Here is a 21,548-nt window from a genome sequence, read left to right as displayed (position 1 = left end):
TTCTCCCTCATGTCCCTACTCTAACTTTTTTGAAGCTAACAAAATACCCGTCTTTAATTTATAAAGTTCTTGCTCCTTTTCCAAATAAAGCTTTTCTGCTTCTTTTAAAGATACATAGGTGAAAGTGACAGCTTCACTAGGCTTTTTCTGAGCAATGAGTGGCAAGTCAGTTGTAATGACTTGGGCAATTTTAGGGTATCCTCCTGTTGTTTGTCTATCTGCTAATAAAATAATGGGGTTTCCGTCAGGAGGAACTTGAATGGATCCTTGAGATACAGCTTCTGATAAAAGCTCTTTCTCCTCTTTTAATTGAAGGGAAGGCCCTTCCATTCTGTACCCCATGCGATCTGATTGTGTTGATACTTTAAAAGGCTTCTCTGTGAATTCTTGCTGACTTTTTGGAGAAAAAAAGTCAAATTGACTGCCATGTACGACTCGAATGCTATCATTATATGCTAGTGGAACAAACTTTTCATAGTGAACAGACCATTGAGACGTCACAGCCCCTTCTCCAATGTTTTGAGATAAAAAGGATGGTATTCCATTTAATACATGAGCAAAATGCAATTCATCCCCTTCCTTTAGAGCTCTTCCTTTGAATCCACCAATCTCACCGCGTAAATACGTACTTTTACTTTCTAAAACTTGCTCAAGTTTAAATCCTCCTTTAACCGTTAAATACGCTCGACAGCCTGTTTTACATTGACCGAATTTAATGGTACTCCCCTTCTCCACAAATATCGGTTTCCACATGGGAATAGCTTCATCATTGACAGTTGGCGACAAATCACCTCCTGTAATAGCAAGTACACAGTCTTTTTCTACTTGTAAAAGAGGACCCATTAACGTAATTTCCAGTCCTGCTTCATTCTCGCCATTCCCAACAAGCAAGTTTGCTATTCTAAGAGAGTAAGAATCCATTGCACCGCTTACAATAACTCCATATTTCTGAAAACCTCTTCTCCCAAGGTCCTGAACAGTTGTAAGTAATCCTTGCTTTATGACACGTAAGCTCATTTTTCTCCCTCTTTTCGCTTTATTTCTTCATATTCTTCTTGTGAGATAGAAACGAATTTCACTCTATCTCCTGCTTGAAGTAAGCTTGGTGGATTTTGATTTGGAAGAAAGAGCTGGATAGGAGTTTGACCGATAAGTTGCCATCCACCAGGGGTTGAAATTGGATAAACGCCTGTTTGCATTCCGGCAATTCCAACGCTTCCTGCTGGAATAGAGGCTCTTGGTGATGAATGTCTTGGTGTTGCGACTTTTTCAGACAAACCACCTAAAAAAGGAAAACCAGGTGCAAAACCAATCATATAAGCTAAGTATTCTCCATTCGAATGAATATGGATGACTTCTTCCTTCGTTAAATTATTATATTTGGCAACATGGTCAAGATCTGGTCCATAATCTCCTCCATAACAAACAGGAATTGACACTTGACGATGTTTTAAATCCCCTTGGTCAGACACTTCATTTAATTTTTCTTTTATAAGACTTGAAACGATTTCAAAAGGAGAGATAAAGTCTTTTATTCTACGTCCCTTATTTGCTTTTATAACTTGGAGTGGCTCGTAAAAAATCGTTACATTTGTAAATGCCGGCACACATTCAATAAATCCTTGAAATGGATGAGCTTCTAATGTATCCATAAACATTTTAATTTTCTTATGAATCTCATAGTCAATACGTTCTCCAAATGTAACAACAATAGCTGAGTCACCGAGTGGTGAAAGTGTTACTTGCTGAACTAAATCTGTTTTTGTTGAACTCATATTTTCACCTCTTTTTCTATAAAACGCCAAGCTTCTCATCGCGAATGTCTGTAATAAACATATGTCCTGGTGCATGCGTAATCATAATAAGTGGCTTTGTTTCCATTGCAACAGCTTGTGGAGTGACACCACATGCCCAAAATACCGGTGTTTCTCCTTCTTTAATTGTCACTGAATCTCCAAAATGAGGAGTATTAATATCTTGAATACCAATAACGTGTGGGTCTCCGATATGAATAGGTCCTCCATGAACAGAAGGAAAGCGTGATGTTACTTGTGCTGCTCTTACAACATCTTTGTGAGGAATAGGACGCATACTTGCTACCATATTCCCTCGGAAAATGCCCCCTTCAACACAGGGGATGTTTGTTTTATACATCGGAACATTGCACTCTTCCTCAATATGACGAACTGAAATATCGTTATTTAAAAGAGCATGTTCAAAGGTAAAGCTGCATCCAATTAAAAAACCAACCATATCGTCTTCCCAATACTCTGTAATATCTGTTACTTCCTCCGTAAGTTCTCCTTCTCTATAAATTCGATATTTTGGGATATCTGTGCGAATATCTCCTGAAGATGAAGCGAACTTTGGAAAAGGAGAGCCAACCTCTGTTACATCTAAAAGAGGACAAGATTTAGGATTACGTTGACAAAATAGAAGAAAATCAAAGGCATGTTCTTTTTTTAAGATTGCTAGATTAGCTTGAGCATATCCGTTTGCCATTCCTGCTGTTGGCTGCACAAGTTTACCTTCACGAATTAAATTCCGAATTTCTGATGGTGTTTTTTGAGATAAGTTTTCCACTAAAATCTCCTCCTAAAACAATAGTCGCCTACATATAGCAATAATCTTTACATGCAGGCGCTTAGCTTACTTAAATAGCTGTGGAATTTGATCAACTAGTGTATACCCACCCATTAAGGCCATGACAACAACAACAAAGATACCTGAAATTGTTAACCATAAAGGATGTTTATAGTCACCAACAATGCTCTTTTTGTACGCCGCAATGAGCAATGTTCCAAGGGCAATAGGAAGAATTAAACCATTGAGAGCCCCAACAAGAAGAAGTACTTTAACAGGTTTTCCAATTAGAACAAAGCAAACAGTAGAAATAATAATAAATCCGATAATAATCCAATTTGCATTTTTATCGAGTTTTTGGCTGAATGTTCTGATAAAAGAAACCGATGTATATGCTGCTCCGACTACAGATGTAATAGCCGCAGACCACATGACAATTCCAAAAATTTTGTAACCGATGTTTCCTGCTGCTAGTTGGAATACGGATGCTGGAGGATTCCCTGCATCAATTGGAAGTCCTTTTGCTACAACGCCCAGAACAGCTAAAAACAAAGCAATGCGCATAACAGACGTAATTAAAATTCCAGTAACCGAGCTTTTTGTTACTTGTGGTAATGCATCTACGCCTTTGACTCCTGCATCTAATAAACGGTGTCCACCAGCAAACGTAATATATCCTCCAACCGTTCCACCAACAAGTGTCACAATCGCTACAAAATCAATTTTGTCTGGTGCGAAAGTTTTTACGACTGCTTCTCCAACAGGTGGTGATGTTGTGAAAGCTACATAAATCATTAAACCAATCATGACAAATCCCGCAATTTGCGTAAACTTATCCATCGCTTTTCCAGCTTCTTTGACGACGAAAATTAAAACGGCAATAATAGCACTAATTGCGGCTCCTACTGTTGGTGAGATGCCAGTGATAGCATTTAACCCAAGACCTGCTCCAGCGATATTCCCAATATTAAAAGCAAGTCCACCAATAACAATTAACGCAGCTAATACGTATCCTAAACCTGGTAACACCATATTTGCGATGTCTTGTCCTCTTTTTTCAGAAACTGCAATAATTCTCCAAACATTTGTCTGAGCAAAAATATCGAGAATAATCGAGATTAAAATAACAAATCCAAAACTTGCTGCGAGTTTTTGTGTAAAAACCGTTGTTTGTGTTAAAAATCCTGGGCCAATTGCTGATGTGGCCATTAAGAATGCCGCTCCTAACATAAGTGACCAATTAACTTTTGGTGCAGCAGAAAGCTCTTTCTTTGGTGTATTTTTTTTCTTTGGCTCCAATTCCATTTCCCCCTATCTATACTTAGCTCGAAATCGCCTTCACTTCGATTTCAGAAGTTGTTAATGATCCTTGGATACGACGAGCAAATTCTAATGCATGTGCGCCATCTCCATGAATACAAATTGTATCTGCTTGCAGTGAAACATCAACGCCTTGCTGAGACTTCACTTTTCCTTCCTTCACCATCCGAACGACTTGTGCTAGGGCTTCATCGTCATTTTCAATAAGCGCATTCTTTTCGCTTCTTGCTGTTAACGAGCCATCGCTTTGATATGTCCGATCAGCAAACACTTCACTTGCTGTACGTAATCCAATTTCTTTTCCTGATTTAATAAGTTCACTTCCTGCTAAGCCGAATAAAATAAGGTCAGCGTTTATGTTATAAATAGCTTTCACAATTGCTTTTGATAAATTTTTATCTTTAGCTGCCATATTATAAAGTGCTCCATGTGGTTTAACATGCTGCATCCTAAGCCCTTCCGCTTTTAAAAAGCCATCTAGCGCTCCAATTTGATACACAACAATATCATAGGCTTCTTGAGCAGTAATTGAAAGATTACGGCGACCAAATCCAATTAAATCTTGAAGACCTGGATGCGCCCCAATTTGAACCCCTTTCTGTGCAGCAAGCTCAACTGTTTTTCGCATAACGCTAGGATCTCCAGCATGGAAGCCACAAGCAACATTCACAGATGTTACAAAATCCAAAATCTCTTCATCATTGCCAATACGATAAGCCCCAAAACTTTCCCCTAAGTCACAGTTCAAATCAACTCTATTCATCCTCTTTCCCCCTCTTATGTCCTTATAAAATTAAAGTCCGACCAAGCTCTAGCACTCAAAACAGAATATTCTGTTAAATGTTAGTAGTTTGTTCCGTTTTTCGGAACTGTAGTACCGTTATTTGGTCACTCTTAAATTCTAACACTAGCATGTAACATAAACAATATATATGTCAGAACATTTGACAAAGTCTATCTTTTGTTATGTTTTTACTTCCTATTCTTTTAAGGATTTTGTTTTATTTTTGTAGTTAAAACAATTAATCATGATTACATGTTAGATTTCCTTCTCTTATATCGGTTCGCTCTCATCTATTTAGCATTCATTATGGTCTTTATATACAAATTTATTTGTTGCAATACATAAAAAAAGAAGTTCTCTGAAAGAACTTCTTGTAAATGATTAAGAGTCGACTGAATTTTGTTTCATTTCAGGTAATAAAGGACGATTAGCAACTGAGGTGGATAAAATGATAGATGTATTTACTTGTCCAAAAGGAACCAGACGATCTACTAAATCTTCCAAGTGCCGAGTGGTAGCAACAGCTGTTTTCATAAAATAACTACTTGTTCCAGTCACTCTATGACATTCAAGAATAGCCTTTTCCTCTTTTATTTTTTCTTCAAAGTGGCGACATCCACATTTCAAATTCCCAATTTGGATGATGGCTTGCACACTTTTTCCGATAGCTTCTGGTGAAATGAGAGTTGTAAAGCCTTCAATAACTCCATTTTCATGTAGACGTTTTAACCGTTATTTATACTTGGACGACTAAGATGTAATTCTCTTGATAACTGAATAATTGTAATTCTGCTATCTCTTTGAAGAAGCTCTAAGATTTTATAGTCAATATGATCCATGTTCTTCCCCCCTTTTTCTCTTTTGCTCATTATTTATCGTATTTCTATACAAACCGGAAAGCTAAGTTTCAATATTTGTACAATTATGAATATAAATATACTGCATTTTTTACTATAATGCTATTAAACATTTAGAAATGGAGGAAATAACTTGAGTCATTCATTGAAAGAAACCATATCAACTAGTCAAGGTATTGCGTTATATGTTGGAGCTGTTTTAGGATCTGGAATTTTAATATTGCCAGGTATGACAGGAGGAATTGCAGGTCCAAACGCTCTTATCGCTTGGATTATAATGGTATTTCTAAGTATTCCTTTAGCTTACACATTTGCATTTTTATCAATTGATTATCCTAGTTCAGGAGGTGTTGCCACATTTGCTCGCAAAGCCTTTGGATATTATACAGGAGCATTAGTAGGCTGGTTTTTCTTTATTGCTGGAAGTGTTGGACAAATTATTGTATCTCTTACAGGCGGAACTTATATTGCCTTCTCTTTTGGTTTGCCTCATTCTGCCGCTTATCTTGTTGCATTTATTTTGCTTATTATATCCGTAACTTCAAACTATTTTGGACTAAAAACAAGTGGAAAGCTTCAGCTTCTAATTGCTGTGCTTACTCTTTTAATTTTGTTAGCAGCTACCCTCCTTGCTTTACCTTCTGTTGATTATAAGAATTTAAAATGGAGCCTTGAACCTTCTACTTTTCCTTCTATCGCACAAAGTATCATGCTTATCTTTTGGTCTTTTTTTGGATGGGAAGCTATTTCTAGTCTGGCTCCTGAGTTTAAACAGCCGAGGAAAAGAAATATCCTTTTATCAACGTTAGGAGCTATTATTGTTGTTGGGATTCTCTATGTAGGGGTCGCTTTTGCTGTAATTGGTACACACTCCTACTCTATGGATAGTAACAATATACATGAGGCGATAAATCATGCCGCTCTCTCTGAAGTCATAAGAAAAGGTATTGGAACAAACGGAAGCTGGATTACGGCTATTGTTGCTTTTATTATTTGCTTAGGAACGATGAATGCTTTTATCGCTAGCATGAGTCGATTAGGATATTCCTTAGCTTAAAATAACTTTGCTCCTTCTTACTTACGAAAAATAAATAAAAAGCATACCACTCCTGCACGAGCTGTATTAATAGTCGGAGGAATTGCTGGTGTTGGTTTACTCACAAGTTATGTTTTTAATATAGGATTAGAGCAACTTGTCTTTATTCCGAACTCTCTAGGAATTGCAACTTATATTGTTGGAGCTGCAGCAGGAATCAAATTAATTAAACATCTCATCGGTAAAATATTTGCCCTTATAGCTTGCATGTTATGTTTGATTTCTTATGTATTTATAGGAGCTTTTTTATTTATTCCAATAAGTGTAGGAGGATGTTGCTTGTTTTACATTTGGAGGAAGAATCGGAAACAGAAGAAAGGATTTCAAAATCTTTAATTTTTTAAGCTATGAACGTATGGAAACTTAGCATCATTTTTTATTTATATGTATTCATTTAGAACAATATTCAACTAAATAATATTAGAGTAACTGTTCACTAACTTTACTATACTATTGCTCCTTTCTTCATATTTCTTTCTTAGAGAAATATGAAGAAAGGAGCTCTCACAGATTTTCACTCTTAAAACTTAAAAAGAGAGTTTGTGTAGAAAGCAACTCATCAAAAAGAAAAGCCTTTGCTCAATAGGAACGAAGGCTTACTTTGTTGTGAATTTATTTAATTATTCCAAGTGCTATCTAATTCATATGCGTTTAAGGAAGAGATATGAACCTCTCCATTCCTTGCATAAACTTCCAAATTGTCACTTTCAGGTTCAGGAAAAATTTGATTTGTAAGCACTCTTTCTCCATCATTTCCAAAGACTTCAACAGAAGAACGATCAACAAAAATATGCATTTTAACTTTGTTACCTGCAGATTTTAAGGGGGCCGCATAAATGCCAGGAAAATCCTCGCTGAAGTTTGTCTGTCCAGATTTTGTACGGTCAACAAATAATTCTTTCCTTTTTACATCATATCCAATTTTCGTAAATTCTCCATGTCCTTTTCGAACATAAAAGCCAAACTCATCTGCTGACCCTAATTCAAATTCAGCTACAATTTCCTGCGTTTGTCCGTCTATCTTTGGAAACCTAATGTTGCCTGATTGAATATTACGGTTTTTTAATTGGTATTTTTTCTCTCTTATTTTCTTCATTTCCTGTACTGGCTTCTGAGTAAGTAAAACTTCACCATTTTCTATGGTCTTTAATCCTACTTCTCGAGGAAGCGTCATAGCGCTACGCCAAGGAGATGTAGGGATTTTTTCCGCATAATTCCAATTATTCATCCAAGCCATTAGAATCCGTCGCTGCTTCGTATTATCCCAAGATTGAGCAGCATAGAAATCCTTTCCATAGTCCATCCAATTGATTTCTTCTGCTTTCTGCTCAGTTTTAAAGGTTTCCCCATCAAAATCTCCTACAAAATATTGTCCACCTGAACCACCAGCAACTGCCCCTGGATTAAGGTCTACTTGTAATACCCATTTTGTATGATTTGGGTTTCCATCTACAGGTATTTCAAATAAATCAGGGCATTCCCAAACGCCCCCTTGAGCCCCCATACCTTCACCAAATTCACTCATATATTCCCAGTTCTTTAGATTTTGTGAAGAGTAGAGTTGTATACGTTTACCAGCTGCTATTACCATAACCCACTTGTTTGTATCATCGTGCCAAAAAACCTTTGGATCACGAAAATCCGCAATCCCCGGATTTTCAATAACAGGATTTCCATTATATTTACTCCATGTTCTCCCATTATCTTCACTATAGGCAATGCTCTGCTGTTGCGTATCTCCTGCATGAGTAAAAATAGCAACTAATCCGCCCGAACCTTTTTTGAAAAGTCCACTCGTATTATGTTTATCAACAACAATACTACCTGAAAAAATCATCCCTAATTCATCAGGTTTCATAGCTACATCAAGATGCTCCCAATGTAAAAGATCCTTGCTGACGGCATGACCCCAGCTCATATTTCCCCATGTGTTTCCTTTGGGGTTGTATTGATAAAAAAGATGATATTCCCCTTTGTAATAAACCAATCCATTAGGATCATTCATCCAATTCTGATTTGGAGTAAAGTGGAATTGTGGACGATAAAGCTCATTATAATAAGGATTTTTAATATTCATTTGAAGTCCTTTTAATTCCTGTATTCCTTTGACTTGTCTAGAATCTTTGGCTGCCGAACTTGTGGGATAAGAAAACAAACTAGATACTAATGTAACACTCGTAATAACTGTTCCTAAACGATAAATATTTCTCATCATCTCTCTCCCTTAATTTAGTACTTCATGTACGATAAATCTCTGAGATGACTAAAATCATAAACTTAGTAACTATTGTATTTAAAAACTGGTACCACGCTAAATTAAAGCGCTTTCAATTAGTATGATATGTCAACCGATACCATATGTCAACCGCTTTCACAAAGATTGTTCTCTTATTTACATAAGATAAAAAAGTCGAATTCCTCTATGTTAAGAACCGACTTTTTTACATTATCTTATCAACTATCAAACTCATTATCTTAATAAACCTATTACAGTTTCATTTTTAATCCTTCATGTGTTGCTTGAAAACCTAAATGTTTATAAAAGCGCAAAGCATCATCTCTTTTTTTATCTGTTGTTAATTGTATTAAGTGACAACCACGTTCTTTTGCACGTTGAATAGCCCACTTGATAAGCTTAGTGCCTACACCTTTACTGCGTACAGAAGACAAGGTTCTCACGCCCTCAATTGTAGCTCTCCATCCACCTTGATGTGTAATATATGGGGTAAAAGTAACTTGTTGGACGCCAATAATTTTATTTCCGTCAACAGCTACTACTAACTCATTATTAGGGTCATCCCTAATAGCCTGAAATGCTTTAATATAACTTTCTGGAAGTGGTTGCTCATAACGCTCACGCTTATTTCCTAAAACATCGTCAGCAAGCATTGCGACAATCTGCACTAAATCCTGTTCAGCAGCTATTCTGAACTCTAGTTTCTGCTCCAATTGAGATGCCTCCTTTAGCAGTCAAGCGTTTCATCACTTTTACGCTTTCCCACATCAATATATAAAGTAAGTGTACTAGTACTTAAAAAGCATATTATAGAGCCTCTTTATATATATCTGTTAACATTTCTAAGGAATGAAGCATATGCTCAATCACATTTGGAATATCTTCCATATGATTCTCGTTTATTTTACGATCAAAATTGATTTCTATTGTATTATGAATAGTCTTTTCTCTGCCGTACTGATATTGCAAAGTCTGCTTTGGTGGGTTTTGCTGTGTCCAAATATCTCCGAGCCCTTTTTCAATTTTCGAACACTGTGCTTCTACCTTATTTCGATCGATGTCTACGTAAAAGAACAAACGAAGCGTGCAGCTCGGGTTGCTGTTAGGCTCTTCTAAAATCTCACTAGCGAGGTCTTGTAAGGAAGCGTACAAACACACCTCCGCAGTAACCGCATGCTCATCAGAAAGCTGGAATCCTAGCCGAAATTCCTTTGCCATGATCGACATTTCCAATGTATCTTTACGAGAAACAATGGTGATTTCCTCCTCAAGATTATCAAGGTCATATAGTTCGTTTTCAAATGCAACTTTTAAATTATCAAAAACAGTTGGATCGTACATCGGCAAACATTTCCTTTCAACAAGTTTCCTCCTATTATATATTACTTTTTTCGAAAGCACTTCCTATTTCTCAAATCATGGAAAAATTGTCAGGCGATTTTTATGAACATTACGTTCCTATTCCTTTTCACTTATTCATTAATCTATATAGCCTCTAATGTTAACTCAATAAATTTTTCAACTGCAGGAGCCTGCCACTTCTTTGATTTGACAAGTAAGTGTGAGTAAATAGGCTCGAATTTTTCATTGTGCTTCATCACATTTAATAACCCCTGTTCAACCTCATTTTTCACTGTAACATAAGGTAATACAGCAAACCCTAACCCACTTATTACAGATTGCTTAATTGCTTCTAAACTCCACAGTTCCATTGTTTGAAATTTAGGAAGCTTATGATGAGTAAGGTATGTTTCAAACATAGAACGATAGCTACATCCTTTTTCATTTGTAATAAAGAAGTCTGTGGTTTCTTTGTTTTTATAATAATCAAAGTGTTGATTTTTATCTGGACTCGTTATTATAACGATTTCTTCTTTGTGTAATTGATGATGAATACAATCATTTACGTCTAACTCTGGCCAAATCATAAAAGCAACGTCAACATAGCCACTCATAAGGTCCTTTTGATTTTTCCCGCAAGTTCCGTTACTCAATATAATCTTAACGTCTGGATATTTACTAGAATATTCTCTAAGAATAGGGCCTAGACGAGAAATCGTTAATGATTCAGGGGCAGCAATCTTTAACTCTCCGCTTATTGTGTTATGATTTTTCATTTGAGCTATACGGTTATACGTTTGCAACAATTCATCAGCTAAAGGAATTAATTCTTTTCCTAAAGAGGTTAAGTTTAATTCTCGTTTAACATAAGTGAATAATTCTCCGCCAATCTCCCTTTCTAACGCTTGAATATGAGAAGTAATAGTTGACTGAGTGTACCCTAATTTTGCAGCAGCCTTTGTATAACTTCCAACATCAACAATCGTTCGAAAAGTGAGAAGTTGTCTTATTTCCATCCTTCATAATCTCCTTTCATATATTCAAAAAAATGATATTAGTTATTTATAATTTCAATTTCACTAATAGATAAATGCATATTACAATAAGTCACGTAACTTATTCAACTATTTTTTATTGAGAGGACAGATTAACGAAATGAATTTTACAGCATTCCTTTCCTATATCATTATTACATCGATTACACCTGGTCCAAGTAATCTTTTGATGATGAATGAAGCAAGAAAATTTGGATTTAAAAGATCTCTTCCTTTTAACATTGGTATACTTTCAGGATTTATTGTTCTAGGGATTTTGACCTCATTATTAACTACAAGTTTGTACAAATGGATGCCAATGATAGAACCTTATTTTAAAGTCGTTGGAGCTGTATATTTACTCTATTTAGCATGGAAGATTGCTTTTTCTAAGGGGGGAAAGGACGAAGGTATTGATAATCAGTCTTCTTTCTTTTCAGGTCTATTCTTTCAAATTCTTAATGTAAAAAGTATATTGTATTTTTTAACGGCTATGTCAACGTTCGTACTTCCTTATAGTCGTTCAAATATCACGATCCTCTTTTTTATGTCTTTAACGATCGTAATAGGTTGTGTAGCACTACTATTATGGGCCGTGTTCGGATCGGCTTTTAAAAAGATTTTTTCCAAATACAATAAGACCATAAATATAGTAATGTGTTTATTGCTCATTTATTCCGCTATTACGATTTTCTAAAAAGCAAGCTCGTTCCTTTATAAAGGAACGAGCTTGCTTTAACATTTATAATGAAATGCATTTCTAGAATAAGTTCACATAAAGAGATGAATTTCTTCATTTTGACCTTAAAGGGGCATTACAACAAAAAATCGCTCTCCTGCTTGATATAGGATAAATTAACTTTATATTAGGAAGTATTGATATATACAATTAAAGTTTGTTTATTCATAACGATGTTTAATCAATAAATGCCTCGTTTAAACGTACTAAAAGCTCACCAAACAATTTTTGTTCTTCACTAGACCAGTCTTTCAACATATCTTGATAGCGCTGTATTCTCATTCTCTTATCCGCTAAAAGCTTTTCTTTCCCTAGCTCTGTAATTTGAAATAAACTCCCACGCCGATCTGAAGGATCTGAAAAACGGGAGATTAACCCTTTAGCTTCTACGGCAGAAGCTTGTCTAGATAGTGTTGAAATATCTAATTTAAAAGAATCTGCCAACGTTGTTAAACGGGCTGGTCCAAACTCTTCTAACTGCCTTAGTAATAAATAAACAGCTCGCTCTAAGTCCCCTATTTTATTTTCTGAGTTATCTTTGTAAACCGCTCGTCTTATAAAAGTTGTAAGTTCATATTCAATCTGCTCAATTGCTTTTTTGTTTTCTCTTTCCACAGAATTCCCTCCAAAAGAATAGCTCTGTTGCAGTTCGTTATTGACAAATAAAGATCTACTTGTATAATACAACTATATACTTGTATCATACAAGAAAAAAGATGGAAAATAAAGCGAATCTTGATTTTTATCATGTTTTGAAAGGAGGCAGGTTGTTCTTAAGGGAAGAACAACTTTTTCTTATGAAAGGAATACGCATTATCTTACAAATTATCATTTTATATGTTTTTTCAATCGTTGGAGAAGCTCTTCATCACTTTTTTCATATCCCTATTCCTGGTAGTATTATTGGTCTTATTTTGTTAATTATTTGTTTATCATACAAAATTGTTCCTGTTAAAGTTGTTGAAGATGGAGCAAGTTTTTTATTGTCCTTTTTACCGTTATTATTTATCCCCTCTATGGTCGGTATTATCAACTATCCATCTCTATTCTCCATTAGCGGCGGTATCTTATTTATAGTCGTTATAATGAGTACGATTATAACGATGATTGCTGCTGGAGTTGCTAGTCAATTTATCGAAACTAAAACAAAAAAACGAAAGAAGAGAAAAGAATGCAACAAACACTTATCGCGATCAGTATAATTCTAGTAACCATTAGTGCTTACTTAGTCATGACAAAACTATACACGCGTTTTTCATATCCTATTTTTCTTCCTGTTATTACAACAACGATCACCATTGTTTTACTTCTATTAGTTTTTCACATTTCATATGAAAATTATATGGTTGGTGGCAAATGGATTAATTCTTTGCTTGGACCTGGCGTTGTAGCATTAGCTTACCCACTCTATAATAGCCGCAAAATTTTAATGAATAATATTTTCCCTATTTTTACTGGTGTGTTTATTGGCATGCTGTTTGGAATGGTAAGCGGACTCTTGTTTGCAGAAGCATTTGGGATTAATCGCGATTTAATTTTATCAATTCTTCCAAAGTCCATTACAACTCCTGTAGCTATCCAAATTACGACAAGTTTAGGCGGAGTTCCTTCTATGACAGCGGTCTTTGTCATGATTGCCGGTATTTCTGGCGTTGTTATTGGGCCATCCATTTTAAAATGGGTGCGTATCCATAGCTTTCTTGGAAAAGGAATTGCGTTCGGAAGTGCCTCACATGCGCTCGGTACTGCTAAAACAATTGAGTATGGTGAATTAGCTGTTTCGATGAGTTCTGTATCTATGACACTAAGCGCTTTGCTTGGATCTATATTTGGCCCAATTGTAGTATGGGTTTTTCATATTTAACGAACAATAGGTAAGGTTTCAATTGAATCACAAGAAAAAAAGAGCTTCGCTCACCATGAAAACTATTTTCTACGTCTTTTTCTCAACTAAAAAACACCTTTTTGTTATCTTCTATTAACAAAAAGGTGTTTTTATTATACTTCATTGAGAGGTCTTTGATTTGATTACAATTCTACACTTTCTCCAACTTCAAGCACTTTCCCTTTCAAGCCACGCTCTTCCAATGCTTTCACAAAAGCATCTCCATCTTGTTCAATAGCAGGAAAAGTATTGTAATGAATAGGAATAATTAATTTAGCTTGGTACCATTCAGCAGCTTGTACAGCATCTTCTGGTCCCATTGTATAATGGTCACCAATTGGTACAAACGCGATATCAATATCATGTCTGTCTCCAATCATTTTCATGTCCCCAAAAAGCCCAGTATCTCCAGCATGAAGAATTGTTTTTCCTTCAGCTTCGACAATAAACCCACTTGGCATGCCGCCATAAAGAATATTCTTATTCTCTTCATCAATAATACCTGAACTATGGAAAGCATGAGTCATCTTTGCTTTTGCAAACTCAAGATCTAAAGTTCCTCCAATGTTCATCCCAATTGTTTTCTCTACACCTTTCCAAGACATATATGCAGCCAACTCTGGATTAGAAACAACTGGAGCATTATTTGCTTTAGAAATAGGTGCTGCATCCAAGATATGATCTGCATGAGCGTGTGTCAAAAGAACAGCATCTGCTTTAATATCTTCAACGCTCACTTTTGCCGCTTCATTGCCGCTAATAAATGGATCGATAATAAGAGATTTTTCATTCGTTTCGATGATAATAGTTGATTGGCCATAATATGTAATTTTCATTATACTGCCTCCTTTATTTATCTTTCTAATATATGCTGATCCTTATTTATATTTATAGTAAAACAGTTTGTCCATACTTGCCAAATAATATGTTTGGGATACTATTCAACACTTACTAGAATTTGAAATGCTGCCCCTATTTACAACAAGGAGGCTAATCTATTGAACGCAATACCTCAAGTAACATTGCTTTAAACGCACTCCGATCAATAGATTCACAAACTCTTACATTTTTGAAGCGTTCTAAACGATTATTAATATCCACAAGACTGTACCCTCTTGTGAGTTCACCAACTGTTTCAACATCTACGTGATATAGATTTGACTCTGTCATAATTCCTTCGTTTGCTGCAACAGCAGCTAGTAATGTATCTGGATGAGTTGTTCCATTTAACTTATGAACGCTTTTATTAAATTTCATAACTACTTTATTTACATCTTTGAAAAATTGCGCACCCTTTGTTGAAAGAGCTTCAATTTCACGATGGTCATTATCATCCATAATGGAATACTTTGTACACATTTCCCAACCAACCATTGTAATAGGAATACCTGAATGAAGCACAATTTTTGCTGCTTCAGGATCCACAAAAAAATTATATTCTGCGCTTGGTGTAATATTTCCTAAAATTCCTCATTTGTACCACCCATAATGTACAAATGAGGAATTTTAGGAACGATAGCTGGATCTTTTTTTATTGCCATTGCAATATTTGTTAACGGCGCAATCGCTAATAAATGAATTTCTCCTGGATTTGTATGAATGGTTTCAATAAGAAAATCTACCGCATGTCCTTCCTCAGGAGGCTGGATTGCTTTTTCAAAAAACGAATCTCCCATTCCATCTTTTCCATGCACATCTTCAACTGTTCGATGTTGACTTTCATCAAATCCCATTATTGGGCCTTCACATCCTTTATAAACAGGGACTTTTCCGCTTTTCCCCCCAACTTGAATGGTGTAAAGTGCATTTTCAACTTGTTGCTGAAATTGAACGTTACCACCTGTTATCATAATTCCTTCAACTTTAAAATAATGAAGAGCCATTAAGATTGAAATTGTGTCATCACCAGCTGTATCTGTATCAATAATAACTCGTTTTTTCTCTAGCATGGAACATCCTCCATCACTTTCTTTGCTAATCCTGTTATGTATTCGAAGAAAGCATCGCGATCAACGTCATACACTACATTTACAGGTCGCCCATCAGAAGTTTCAACTGTCCGCCCTTGGCTTGGTCCCTCTCTATGTACGATGCTGTTAATTCGCTCCACTTTCACAAGCTCAGGATTACCAACAAACGCAGTTGTTAACACATCCCATAGATAATAAGTTGAATTTGTTGAAAAATGAACAAGCGGTGGCACCATTGCGTAGCACTGACCAAGAAAATCAACGCCAAGATGTTTACGCTCCGCTGCCCAGCGCTCACGTACATCTAAAGTGAGTGGTACTTGATTTGTACTTTCAAGTGCGACTAAATCAATCTCTATACTGCTGTCCCAAACACGTCCAGCTGCTTCGGGGTCCCAAAATACGTTCCATTCTGCTGTTCCATCATGTTCTGGTTCATGAACATTTCCCTCTTCACGAAACGTTCCGCCCATCCAAACAAGTCGCTCAATTTTCTTCTCAATTTCAGGTGCTTCGTCTAATGCACGAGCAAGGTCTGTTAGTGGACCTGTAAATAGTAACGTTGTCTTTTCTTCAGTTGCATAAAGTGTTTCTATTAGATGAAGATGCGCCGGTTTATCCGCTACTTTTGTTACCACTTTCCCAGATTCGTTTAAGATAGGTAGAGCGTCAACATAAAATGCGTGCATACGCCAGTCTTTTGGAAAAGGGTTTTTCCCGCGTGAATTTGATTCAGCTACACTTAGATTACCGTCACCAAAACGGTCAACTATTTTACGACTTGCAAACATCGCAGGTTCTAAATAACAATCCGCTGGAATAACAGAAACGCCTGTAAGTTCCACATTCTCCATCTGTAGTAATAAAAATAATGACACTAAATCATCGGCACCGCCATCATGATTGAAGTATATTTTCTTTTTCATCTTATCTTCATCCCCTTTTATGAACTTTTTAAATAATCCTAACTTTATAAACGTATAATGTATCATTAAATTATGTCAATATATTTTCAGAAAATATTATAAGTAAAAAGCCACGAATTTATTATCCAAAATAAAAAGCTTTTAAGGGGTACCATCCTTAAAAGCTTTTTGTTTTACAATACTCCGACAAAAACGATATTTCTATAATTAATGACTATGATCTCTTCTTTTTCTCGATTGTTATCACTATTGTTATATAAAAATTTGTTTACTCTTTTGATTCCTGATTAATTTTCATAACTTTCTGACTTCCGTCTCTTAAAGTTACTGCTATAAATAAGCGTGACAATCACAATTAGGACAGTGAGAACAGCATAAATATTACTGTAGTTCAAGCTATTATGTTCTAGTAAGAATGGATTAAGTTGAAGACTTGCATCTTTAATTTCTAGTGCTTTACTAATTAAGGTTGTTGCCGTTGCTCCAGCAATAAAATTCATCATCATGAAAATCCCCATGCCTACTCCTGCTTGTTCTTTTGGAAGTGAACGCGACACAGTGTTTCCTAATGCGATTTGAATAAACGTTTGGCCAACATAAGCAAGAAGAAGAACAACCATAATTAAATATGGAGATGAACCTGCAATAATGGATAAAACTCCATAGCCTAAGAAAAAGCATAATAAAGCTGTATATGCGACAAATCCATTTCCTTTCTGATCTGCTAACTTACCTCCTTTTCTCCCTAGTAGAGCGGCTAAAACAGCTCCAGGAAACATAACAAGCCCACTTAATAATGGGGACAAGCCATTGATTCCTTGAAGTAATAAAGGGGTGAGATATGGAATACCAAAGCCAATTCCTGAACTTAAAGCTGAAACAAGAAGTCCTGCTGAAAAGCTTCTATTCTTAAATAAAGAACCTTGAATAAATGGATTTTCTGTTGTACGAATTCTCCAAAGAAATAAAGCAAAAAAAACAATTCCAATAAACGCAAGCAATAAAGATCCTTGTGTAATGGCCAGCAGAAGAAAAGCAAGCGTTCCTGCCAGTAAAAAGGCTCCAATTAAATCTGTCTTACTTTTCACTTTTTCTTCCTCACTATCTAAGAAGCTTCGAAAGAATGGGAGTGCAATAAGAATAAGAAGCGAAATTACAAAAAGATAGTGCCAGCTTATAAAGTTTGTAACAAGCCCTGCCACAATAGGTCCGACAGCTGTTCCAAACGCTGTTGCAGATGATGTAATTCCTAATGCTCTTCCTCTTGTTTCAGGTGTAAAATAGCGAGTTGGAATAATCATTGATGTAGCAGGCATAACAGAAGCACCCATAGCTTGCAAGATACGGCCTGCTAAAACAAACCAAAAACTCGGGGCTAAAAATCCGATTAATGAACCAACCGCAAAAATAAGTAATCCAACGGTTAATAAATTTTTCAGTTCATACTTGTCAGCAAGCTTTCCAAACATAACAGATCCAATTGCATATACAACAATATAACCTGTTACAATCCACCCTGCTTGTGATGGCTGAAGGTGAAATTCCTCTGTAATCGTTGGAAGAGCAATATTAAACATCGTTGAGTTCATGACTGAAATAACCATTGCAAAGGCCAAAATTAAAATAAGTTTTCTTTTCCGACTTTCATTGTTTTCTAGGATCGTTTCTTTCATTGTTTTCCCTCTTTCTAATTTAGAACAACGTTTAATTAAATAAGGTTAGAGAGAACTCTCTCTCTAACCTTTATCATTTTCATTTGTTCTCTTGATTCGCCATCTTTAAATCAAGATTATGGATATTTGCAACTACTCGATCAAAACGAAGTGGCTGAGGTTCAGCTGGGAAAATATGACCCTCGTACTTATCACCTAAAGTACGGAAAAATGGTTCGAACAGACCTGATACAAGTACTCCTACCATTTTTGTATATGGAGAATCTAAACGGTATGAATGAACAGTATGAGCTGGAACGTGCAGAAAGTCTCCAGGATTCAACTGAATTTCCTCCCCATCTGCCCACATTGTCATTTGACCTTCTAGGCAATAAAATGTTTCTGTATGATGTTCATGATAATGATCAACGATGCGATCGCCTTTTGGTCCTTCAGATGAAACAACGATAAATTGTCCATCTGTATTTGTTTGTGCCGCAACAATTCGATGAAGCTGGTCACCTGTTAGAAGACGATCACCTTCTCCAGATTCAAGGACATATGGAACAACTTCCTCAGGACGTGTTGCATTTGTTACAAGTTTTGCTTCTCCTTCTACGCTTTGTTCGTTTGATACAAACTCAATGTCTGAAACAGCTGCACCTTGCAAGAAACGCTCATATGCTAATTCTTCTCCATATGGAGGATGTTCCACATGCTCATAAGGTGTCCCAATTTCAGCATAGAAGTTCGCAACATTTCCTTTCATTGTATATGAAACAAGACGAGTACGATGGCTTTGCATTGTATAGCTGTGAGTTGTGCCTGCTGGAATTTGAGCATAATCTCCTGATACAAGAAGATGTTTTTCTCCATTAAGGATGAGTTCTACTTTTCCATCTAAAACAAGAATGCCTTCATGTGTTTCTTTATGAAGATGAAGGGGAAAAGCATCTCCTTTGCCACCTGCAAGTAAGACAATTTCAAACATATCGCCTGTGCTTTTTCCATTTGCCATAATTGTAGCTACTTGACGTCCAAAGAGATAGCGCGGACCCTCCCCATTTCGTAATAAATAAGGTACTTTTTCTTTTGGTAATTTACTTGTTAATGTTGCCATTATATTTCCTCCTCTATATTAGACCGATCTATATAGTTATATTTATAATAGACCAATCTACATATTTTTGTGTACCGACCGGTCTACAATTTTTGATTATAAAGCAAAGAGTAACAAAATGCTACCCTTTTTTTCGTAAAATATATGGGATTTGATTTGAAATAAGAAGAAGCGGTTCTTTATCTTTGTGTGCTAGCGAAAACATAACGCCGCCTTCAATCATCGAGTTGATAGTCATTCCAAGCTCTTCTGCTTCGTCCTTTTCATATCCATATTGCATTAATTTATCAGCAAAAATATCAGCCCAAGTTTTAAAAACTTCCACACATGTACATCGTAAAGGTTCACTAATGAGGGCTGTTTCACTTGCTAATAATCCAACAGGAATTCCTTCAATATGTTTTGGATCATTAAACTGGTTAGCTGTTACACTTATAAAATGTTGAATGGCTTCAACAGGATCTAAGCTTTTTGCCATGCTCTCTTTAATTTGTTTTTCAATATATTCACCTGTATATTTTACAGCTTCAATTGCTAGCTCCTCTTTTCCATTAGGAAAGTGATAATAAACAGAGCCTCGAGGTGATCCACTTTCTTTTATAATTTGATTCAAACCTGTTGCGTGATATCCTTGCAATTGAAAAAGATATGCTGCTGTTTGAATAATTCGTTCTCTTGCTTCACCTTTCACTTTCATCAAACTTCCTCCTACCCATTATGAAGACCAATCGGTTTAAGTATAGAAAACGAACGTTCAAATGTCAAAAACTACTCTTAATAGCCAAATGCAAGCTTTTTTCATCTCTTTTAGGCAAAGGCCTTATATTTTATGTTTTCTTTATAAACCTTATATTCCACTTCACTCAATAAATACCTTGATATAACTACGATAGTACATATTTTTTTATCTTTTGGCAAAGGATCTTCCTTCTTTATCTTAAAATTCATTACAATACTAGTAGGGATATAAACAAATGAATACAGACAAAGGGGGATCATTATGAATCATCAAGAGTTAGATCACTATTTACGAAAACTGGATCGAATCGAAGAAATTCAAATAAAAACAGGAGAAAACGTTAACGATTTTGATGGAAATGAATTAGTTGTAGAATCAGAAGGCACAATCCCTCGCATGCAAGACTTCTACTTTTTTGATAACGGACCTGTCTTTATTAATAAACATCACCGCTTCGCTAATATGCCACTTCACATTCATTCCTTTATAGAGCTTAATTATGTTTATTCAGGCATATGTTATCAACAAATTAACGGCCAAAGTGTTTTATTAGAGCAAGGTCAAATTTGTTTATTAGATCAAGATGTTCCGCACAGTATTTCAGCACTTGGTGAACAAGATATATTAGTAAATATTATTATGAAAAAAGAGACCTTCTCAAAAATCTTTTTAGGACGACTTAGTAACAGTGGAATTGTGGCTGATTTTTTAGCAAATGCGGTTTCAGAAAATCAAAAGCATGACAAGTATCTTTTATTTCACTCTCAGCATAACGAAAATTTACAATATATTATAAAAAATATTTTTTGTGAATTTTTCAGTAAACAAGAACACTCTCTTGCAATGGTAAACTATTACCTCCCTATTCTATTTACTGAACTTATGCGCGTCTATCAACTCGATAAAAACTTTGAATTTCATAAAAAAACAAGTCGAGCAAACATTGTTGATATTTTATCTTATATCGAACATCATTATCGAGACTGTACACTAACAGCTATTGCAAAGGAATTTAACTTTAATCCAAACTATCTTGGAAACATGTTGAAGGAGCGAACAGGAAAAACATTTTTAGAGCTTGTGCATACCCAAAAAATGATTCACGCTTCTACCATGCTACAACATACAGATAAAAGTATAGATGAAATTGCCTATGAAGTTGGCTATGAAAGCCCAAGCTTTCTCTACCGTAAATTCAAAAAACATTTTGGTCAAACGCCAAGTCATTTCCGGAAAAATAAGAAATAACCTCTCATGTAGAGGTTA

At 35.7% G+C, this 21,548-nt stretch carries 19 protein-coding genes and 3 pseudogenes; 5 read left to right on the top strand and 17 right to left on the bottom strand.

The features are described 5' to 3' along the window. Positions 1–15: 15 nt before the first annotated feature. The 6 genes and pseudogenes from MOC86_RS25290 to MOC86_RS25265 form a co-directional block, all read right to left on the bottom strand. Positions 16–1,017: a biotin-dependent carboxyltransferase family protein gene (locus MOC86_RS25290; RefSeq protein WP_268586662.1), complete on the bottom strand. Its 1,002-nt coding sequence runs from the start codon at positions 1,015–1,017 to the stop codon at positions 16–18. Beyond that, positions 1,014–1,775, bottom strand: a complete 762-nt coding sequence (gene pxpB, locus MOC86_RS25285) for a 5-oxoprolinase subunit PxpB (RefSeq protein WP_268586661.1) — start codon at positions 1,773–1,775, stop codon at positions 1,014–1,016. The genes MOC86_RS25290 and pxpB overlap by 4 nt, the downstream gene beginning before the upstream one ends. Positions 1,776–1,791: 16 nt before the next feature. Then, the gene (locus tag MOC86_RS25280; protein WP_268586660.1) at positions 1,792–2,583 is read right to left on the bottom strand and encodes a putative hydro-lyase; all 792 of its coding nucleotides are present in this window, start codon (positions 2,581–2,583) and stop codon (positions 1,792–1,794) included. A gap of 66 nt (positions 2,584–2,649) precedes the next feature. Next, complete coding sequence (locus MOC86_RS25275) at positions 2,650–3,882, bottom strand: NRAMP family divalent metal transporter (protein WP_419146685.1); 1,233 nt, start codon at positions 3,880–3,882, stop codon at positions 2,650–2,652. A gap of 22 nt (positions 3,883–3,904) precedes the next feature. Next, positions 3,905–4,666 carry a 5-oxoprolinase subunit PxpA gene (gene pxpA, locus MOC86_RS25270; RefSeq protein WP_268586659.1) on the bottom strand — a complete coding sequence of 254 codons (762 nt, stop codon included), beginning with the start codon at positions 4,664–4,666 and terminating at the stop codon, positions 3,905–3,907. Between the two features lie 402 nt (positions 4,667–5,068). Beyond that, positions 5,069–5,526 (bottom strand): annotated as a pseudogene (locus MOC86_RS25265) (Lrp/AsnC family transcriptional regulator). Positions 5,527–5,677: 151 nt separating this feature from the next. Between MOC86_RS25265 and MOC86_RS25260 the strand changes: the two are divergent. After that, positions 5,678–6,976, top strand: a pseudogene (locus MOC86_RS25260) (APC family permease). A 280-nt stretch (positions 6,977–7,256) separates the two neighbouring features. On the opposite strand, the gene MOC86_RS25255 reads toward MOC86_RS25260, so the two are convergent. The 4 genes from MOC86_RS25255 to MOC86_RS25240 form a co-directional block, all read right to left on the bottom strand. Beyond that, entirely contained in the window at positions 7,257–8,852 is a 1,596-nt protein-coding gene (locus MOC86_RS25255) for a glycoside hydrolase family 32 protein (RefSeq protein ID WP_326847763.1), read from the bottom strand. A gap of 275 nt (positions 8,853–9,127) precedes the next feature. Next, the gene (locus MOC86_RS25250; RefSeq protein ID WP_419146687.1) at positions 9,128–9,529 is read right to left on the bottom strand and encodes a GNAT family N-acetyltransferase; all 402 of its coding nucleotides are present in this window, start codon (positions 9,527–9,529) and stop codon (positions 9,128–9,130) included. Positions 9,530–9,683: 154 nt separating this feature from the next. Then, positions 9,684–10,217, bottom strand: coding sequence for a hypothetical protein (locus MOC86_RS25245; RefSeq protein ID WP_268586657.1), 534 nt, complete (start codon positions 10,215–10,217; stop codon positions 9,684–9,686). Positions 10,218–10,360: 143 nt separating this feature from the next. Next, positions 10,361–11,233: a LysR family transcriptional regulator gene (locus MOC86_RS25240; RefSeq protein ID WP_268586656.1), complete on the bottom strand. Its 873-nt coding sequence runs from the start codon at positions 11,231–11,233 to the stop codon at positions 10,361–10,363. Between the two features lie 139 nt (positions 11,234–11,372). On the opposite strand from MOC86_RS25240, the gene MOC86_RS25235 reads away from it, so the two are divergent. Beyond that, positions 11,373–11,948, top strand: coding sequence for a LysE family transporter (locus MOC86_RS25235; protein ID WP_268586655.1), 576 nt, complete (start codon positions 11,373–11,375; stop codon positions 11,946–11,948). Between the two features lie 219 nt (positions 11,949–12,167). Here MOC86_RS25235 and MOC86_RS25230 read toward each other — a convergent pair whose 3' ends face one another. After that, on the bottom strand, positions 12,168–12,605 hold the full coding sequence (locus tag MOC86_RS25230; protein ID WP_268586654.1) for a MarR family winged helix-turn-helix transcriptional regulator: 438 nt from the start codon (positions 12,603–12,605) through the stop codon (positions 12,168–12,170). A gap of 182 nt (positions 12,606–12,787) precedes the next feature. Between MOC86_RS25230 and MOC86_RS25225 the strand changes: the two genes are divergently transcribed. Continuing rightward, positions 12,788–13,192 (top strand): CidA/LrgA family holin-like protein, encoded by a 405-nt coding sequence (locus MOC86_RS25225; protein WP_268586653.1) that lies wholly within the window; start codon positions 12,788–12,790, stop codon positions 13,190–13,192. Then, complete coding sequence (locus tag MOC86_RS25220; protein ID WP_268586652.1) at positions 13,162–13,854, top strand: LrgB family protein; 693 nt, start codon at positions 13,162–13,164, stop codon at positions 13,852–13,854. The genes MOC86_RS25225 and MOC86_RS25220 overlap by 31 nt, the downstream gene beginning before the upstream one ends. 164 nt (positions 13,855–14,018) lie before the next feature. On the opposite strand, the gene MOC86_RS25215 is transcribed toward MOC86_RS25220, so the two are convergent. The 6 genes and pseudogenes from MOC86_RS25215 to MOC86_RS25190 all read right to left on the bottom strand — a co-directional run bounded on the left by MOC86_RS25215 (position 14,019) and on the right by MOC86_RS25190 (position 20,240). Then, positions 14,019–14,711 (bottom strand): metal-dependent hydrolase, encoded by a 693-nt coding sequence (locus MOC86_RS25215; RefSeq protein ID WP_268586651.1) that lies wholly within the window; start codon positions 14,709–14,711, stop codon positions 14,019–14,021. Positions 14,712–14,865: 154 nt separating this feature from the next. Beyond that, positions 14,866–15,824 (bottom strand): annotated as a pseudogene (locus MOC86_RS25210) (nucleoside hydrolase). Continuing rightward, entirely contained in the window at positions 15,818–16,771 is a 954-nt protein-coding gene (locus tag MOC86_RS25205) for a nucleoside hydrolase (protein WP_268586650.1), read from the bottom strand. Before MOC86_RS25205 ends, MOC86_RS25210 begins: the two are co-directional and overlap by 7 nt. Positions 16,772–17,058: 287 nt before the next feature. Then, positions 17,059–18,444 carry an MFS transporter gene (locus MOC86_RS25200; protein ID WP_268586649.1) on the bottom strand — a complete coding sequence of 462 codons (1,386 nt, stop codon included), beginning with the start codon at positions 18,442–18,444 and terminating at the stop codon, positions 17,059–17,061. 79 nt (positions 18,445–18,523) lie between these two features. Then, the gene (locus tag MOC86_RS25195) at positions 18,524–19,543 is read right to left on the bottom strand and encodes a quercetin 2,3-dioxygenase (protein WP_268586648.1); all 1,020 of its coding nucleotides are present in this window, start codon (positions 19,541–19,543) and stop codon (positions 18,524–18,526) included. Between the two features lie 121 nt (positions 19,544–19,664). Next, positions 19,665–20,240: a TetR/AcrR family transcriptional regulator gene (locus tag MOC86_RS25190; protein WP_268586647.1), complete on the bottom strand. Its 576-nt coding sequence runs from the start codon at positions 20,238–20,240 to the stop codon at positions 19,665–19,667. A 303-nt stretch (positions 20,241–20,543) separates the two neighbouring features. On the opposite strand from MOC86_RS25190, the gene MOC86_RS25185 reads away from it, so the two are divergent. Further along, complete coding sequence (locus MOC86_RS25185) at positions 20,544–21,530, top strand: AraC family transcriptional regulator (RefSeq protein ID WP_268586646.1); 987 nt, start codon at positions 20,544–20,546, stop codon at positions 21,528–21,530. Positions 21,531–21,548: the final 18 nt, after the last annotated feature.

Source organism: Priestia endophytica, assembly GCF_026790145.1.
GTDB classification, from domain to species: Bacteria; Bacillota; Bacilli; order Bacillales; family Bacillaceae_H; genus Bacillus_I; species Bacillus_I endophytica_A.
Note: the sequence above shows the minus strand (reverse complement) of the source record. Positions and strands in the feature narration are given on the sequence as shown.

Bases quoted from the DNA above. Each gene is read 5' to 3' on its own strand.
- MOC86_RS25290 (WP_268586662.1), bottom strand. From the start codon at position 1,017: ATGAGCTTACGTGTCATAAAGCAAGGATTACTTACAACTGTTCAGGAC.
- pxpB (WP_268586661.1), bottom strand. From the start codon at position 1,775: ATGAGTTCAACAAAAACAGATTTAGTTCAGCAAGTAACACTTTCACCA.
- pxpA (WP_268586659.1), bottom strand. From the start codon at position 4,666: ATGAATAGAGTTGATTTGAACTGTGACTTAGGGGAAAGTTTTGGGGCT.
- MOC86_RS25255 (WP_326847763.1), bottom strand. From the start codon at position 8,852: ATGAGAAATATTTATCGTTTAGGAACAGTTATTACGAGTGTTACATTA.
- MOC86_RS25250 (WP_419146687.1), bottom strand. From the start codon at position 9,529: ATGCTTGCTGACGATGTTTTAGGAAATAAGCGTGAGCGTTATGAGCAA.
- MOC86_RS25245 (WP_268586657.1), bottom strand. From the start codon at position 10,217: ATGTACGATCCAACTGTTTTTGATAATTTAAAAGTTGCATTTGAAAAC.
- MOC86_RS25240 (WP_268586656.1), bottom strand. From the start codon at position 11,233: ATGGAAATAAGACAACTTCTCACTTTTCGAACGATTGTTGATGTTGGA.
- MOC86_RS25235 (WP_268586655.1), top strand. From the start codon at position 11,373: ATGAATTTTACAGCATTCCTTTCCTATATCATTATTACATCGATTACA.
- MOC86_RS25225 (WP_268586653.1), top strand. From the start codon at position 12,788: ATGAAAGGAATACGCATTATCTTACAAATTATCATTTTATATGTTTTT.
- MOC86_RS25220 (WP_268586652.1), top strand. From the start codon at position 13,162: ATGCAACAAACACTTATCGCGATCAGTATAATTCTAGTAACCATTAGT.
- MOC86_RS25215 (WP_268586651.1), bottom strand. From the start codon at position 14,711: ATGAAAATTACATATTATGGCCAATCAACTATTATCATCGAAACGAAT.
- MOC86_RS25205 (WP_268586650.1), bottom strand. From the start codon at position 16,771: ATGAAAAAGAAAATATACTTCAATCATGATGGCGGTGCCGATGATTTA.
- MOC86_RS25200 (WP_268586649.1), bottom strand. From the start codon at position 18,444: ATGAAAGAAACGATCCTAGAAAACAATGAAAGTCGGAAAAGAAAACTT.
- MOC86_RS25195 (WP_268586648.1), bottom strand. From the start codon at position 19,543: ATGGCAACATTAACAAGTAAATTACCAAAAGAAAAAGTACCTTATTTA.
- MOC86_RS25190 (WP_268586647.1), bottom strand. From the start codon at position 20,240: ATGAAAGTGAAAGGTGAAGCAAGAGAACGAATTATTCAAACAGCAGCA.
- MOC86_RS25185 (WP_268586646.1), top strand. From the start codon at position 20,544: ATGAATCATCAAGAGTTAGATCACTATTTACGAAAACTGGATCGAATC.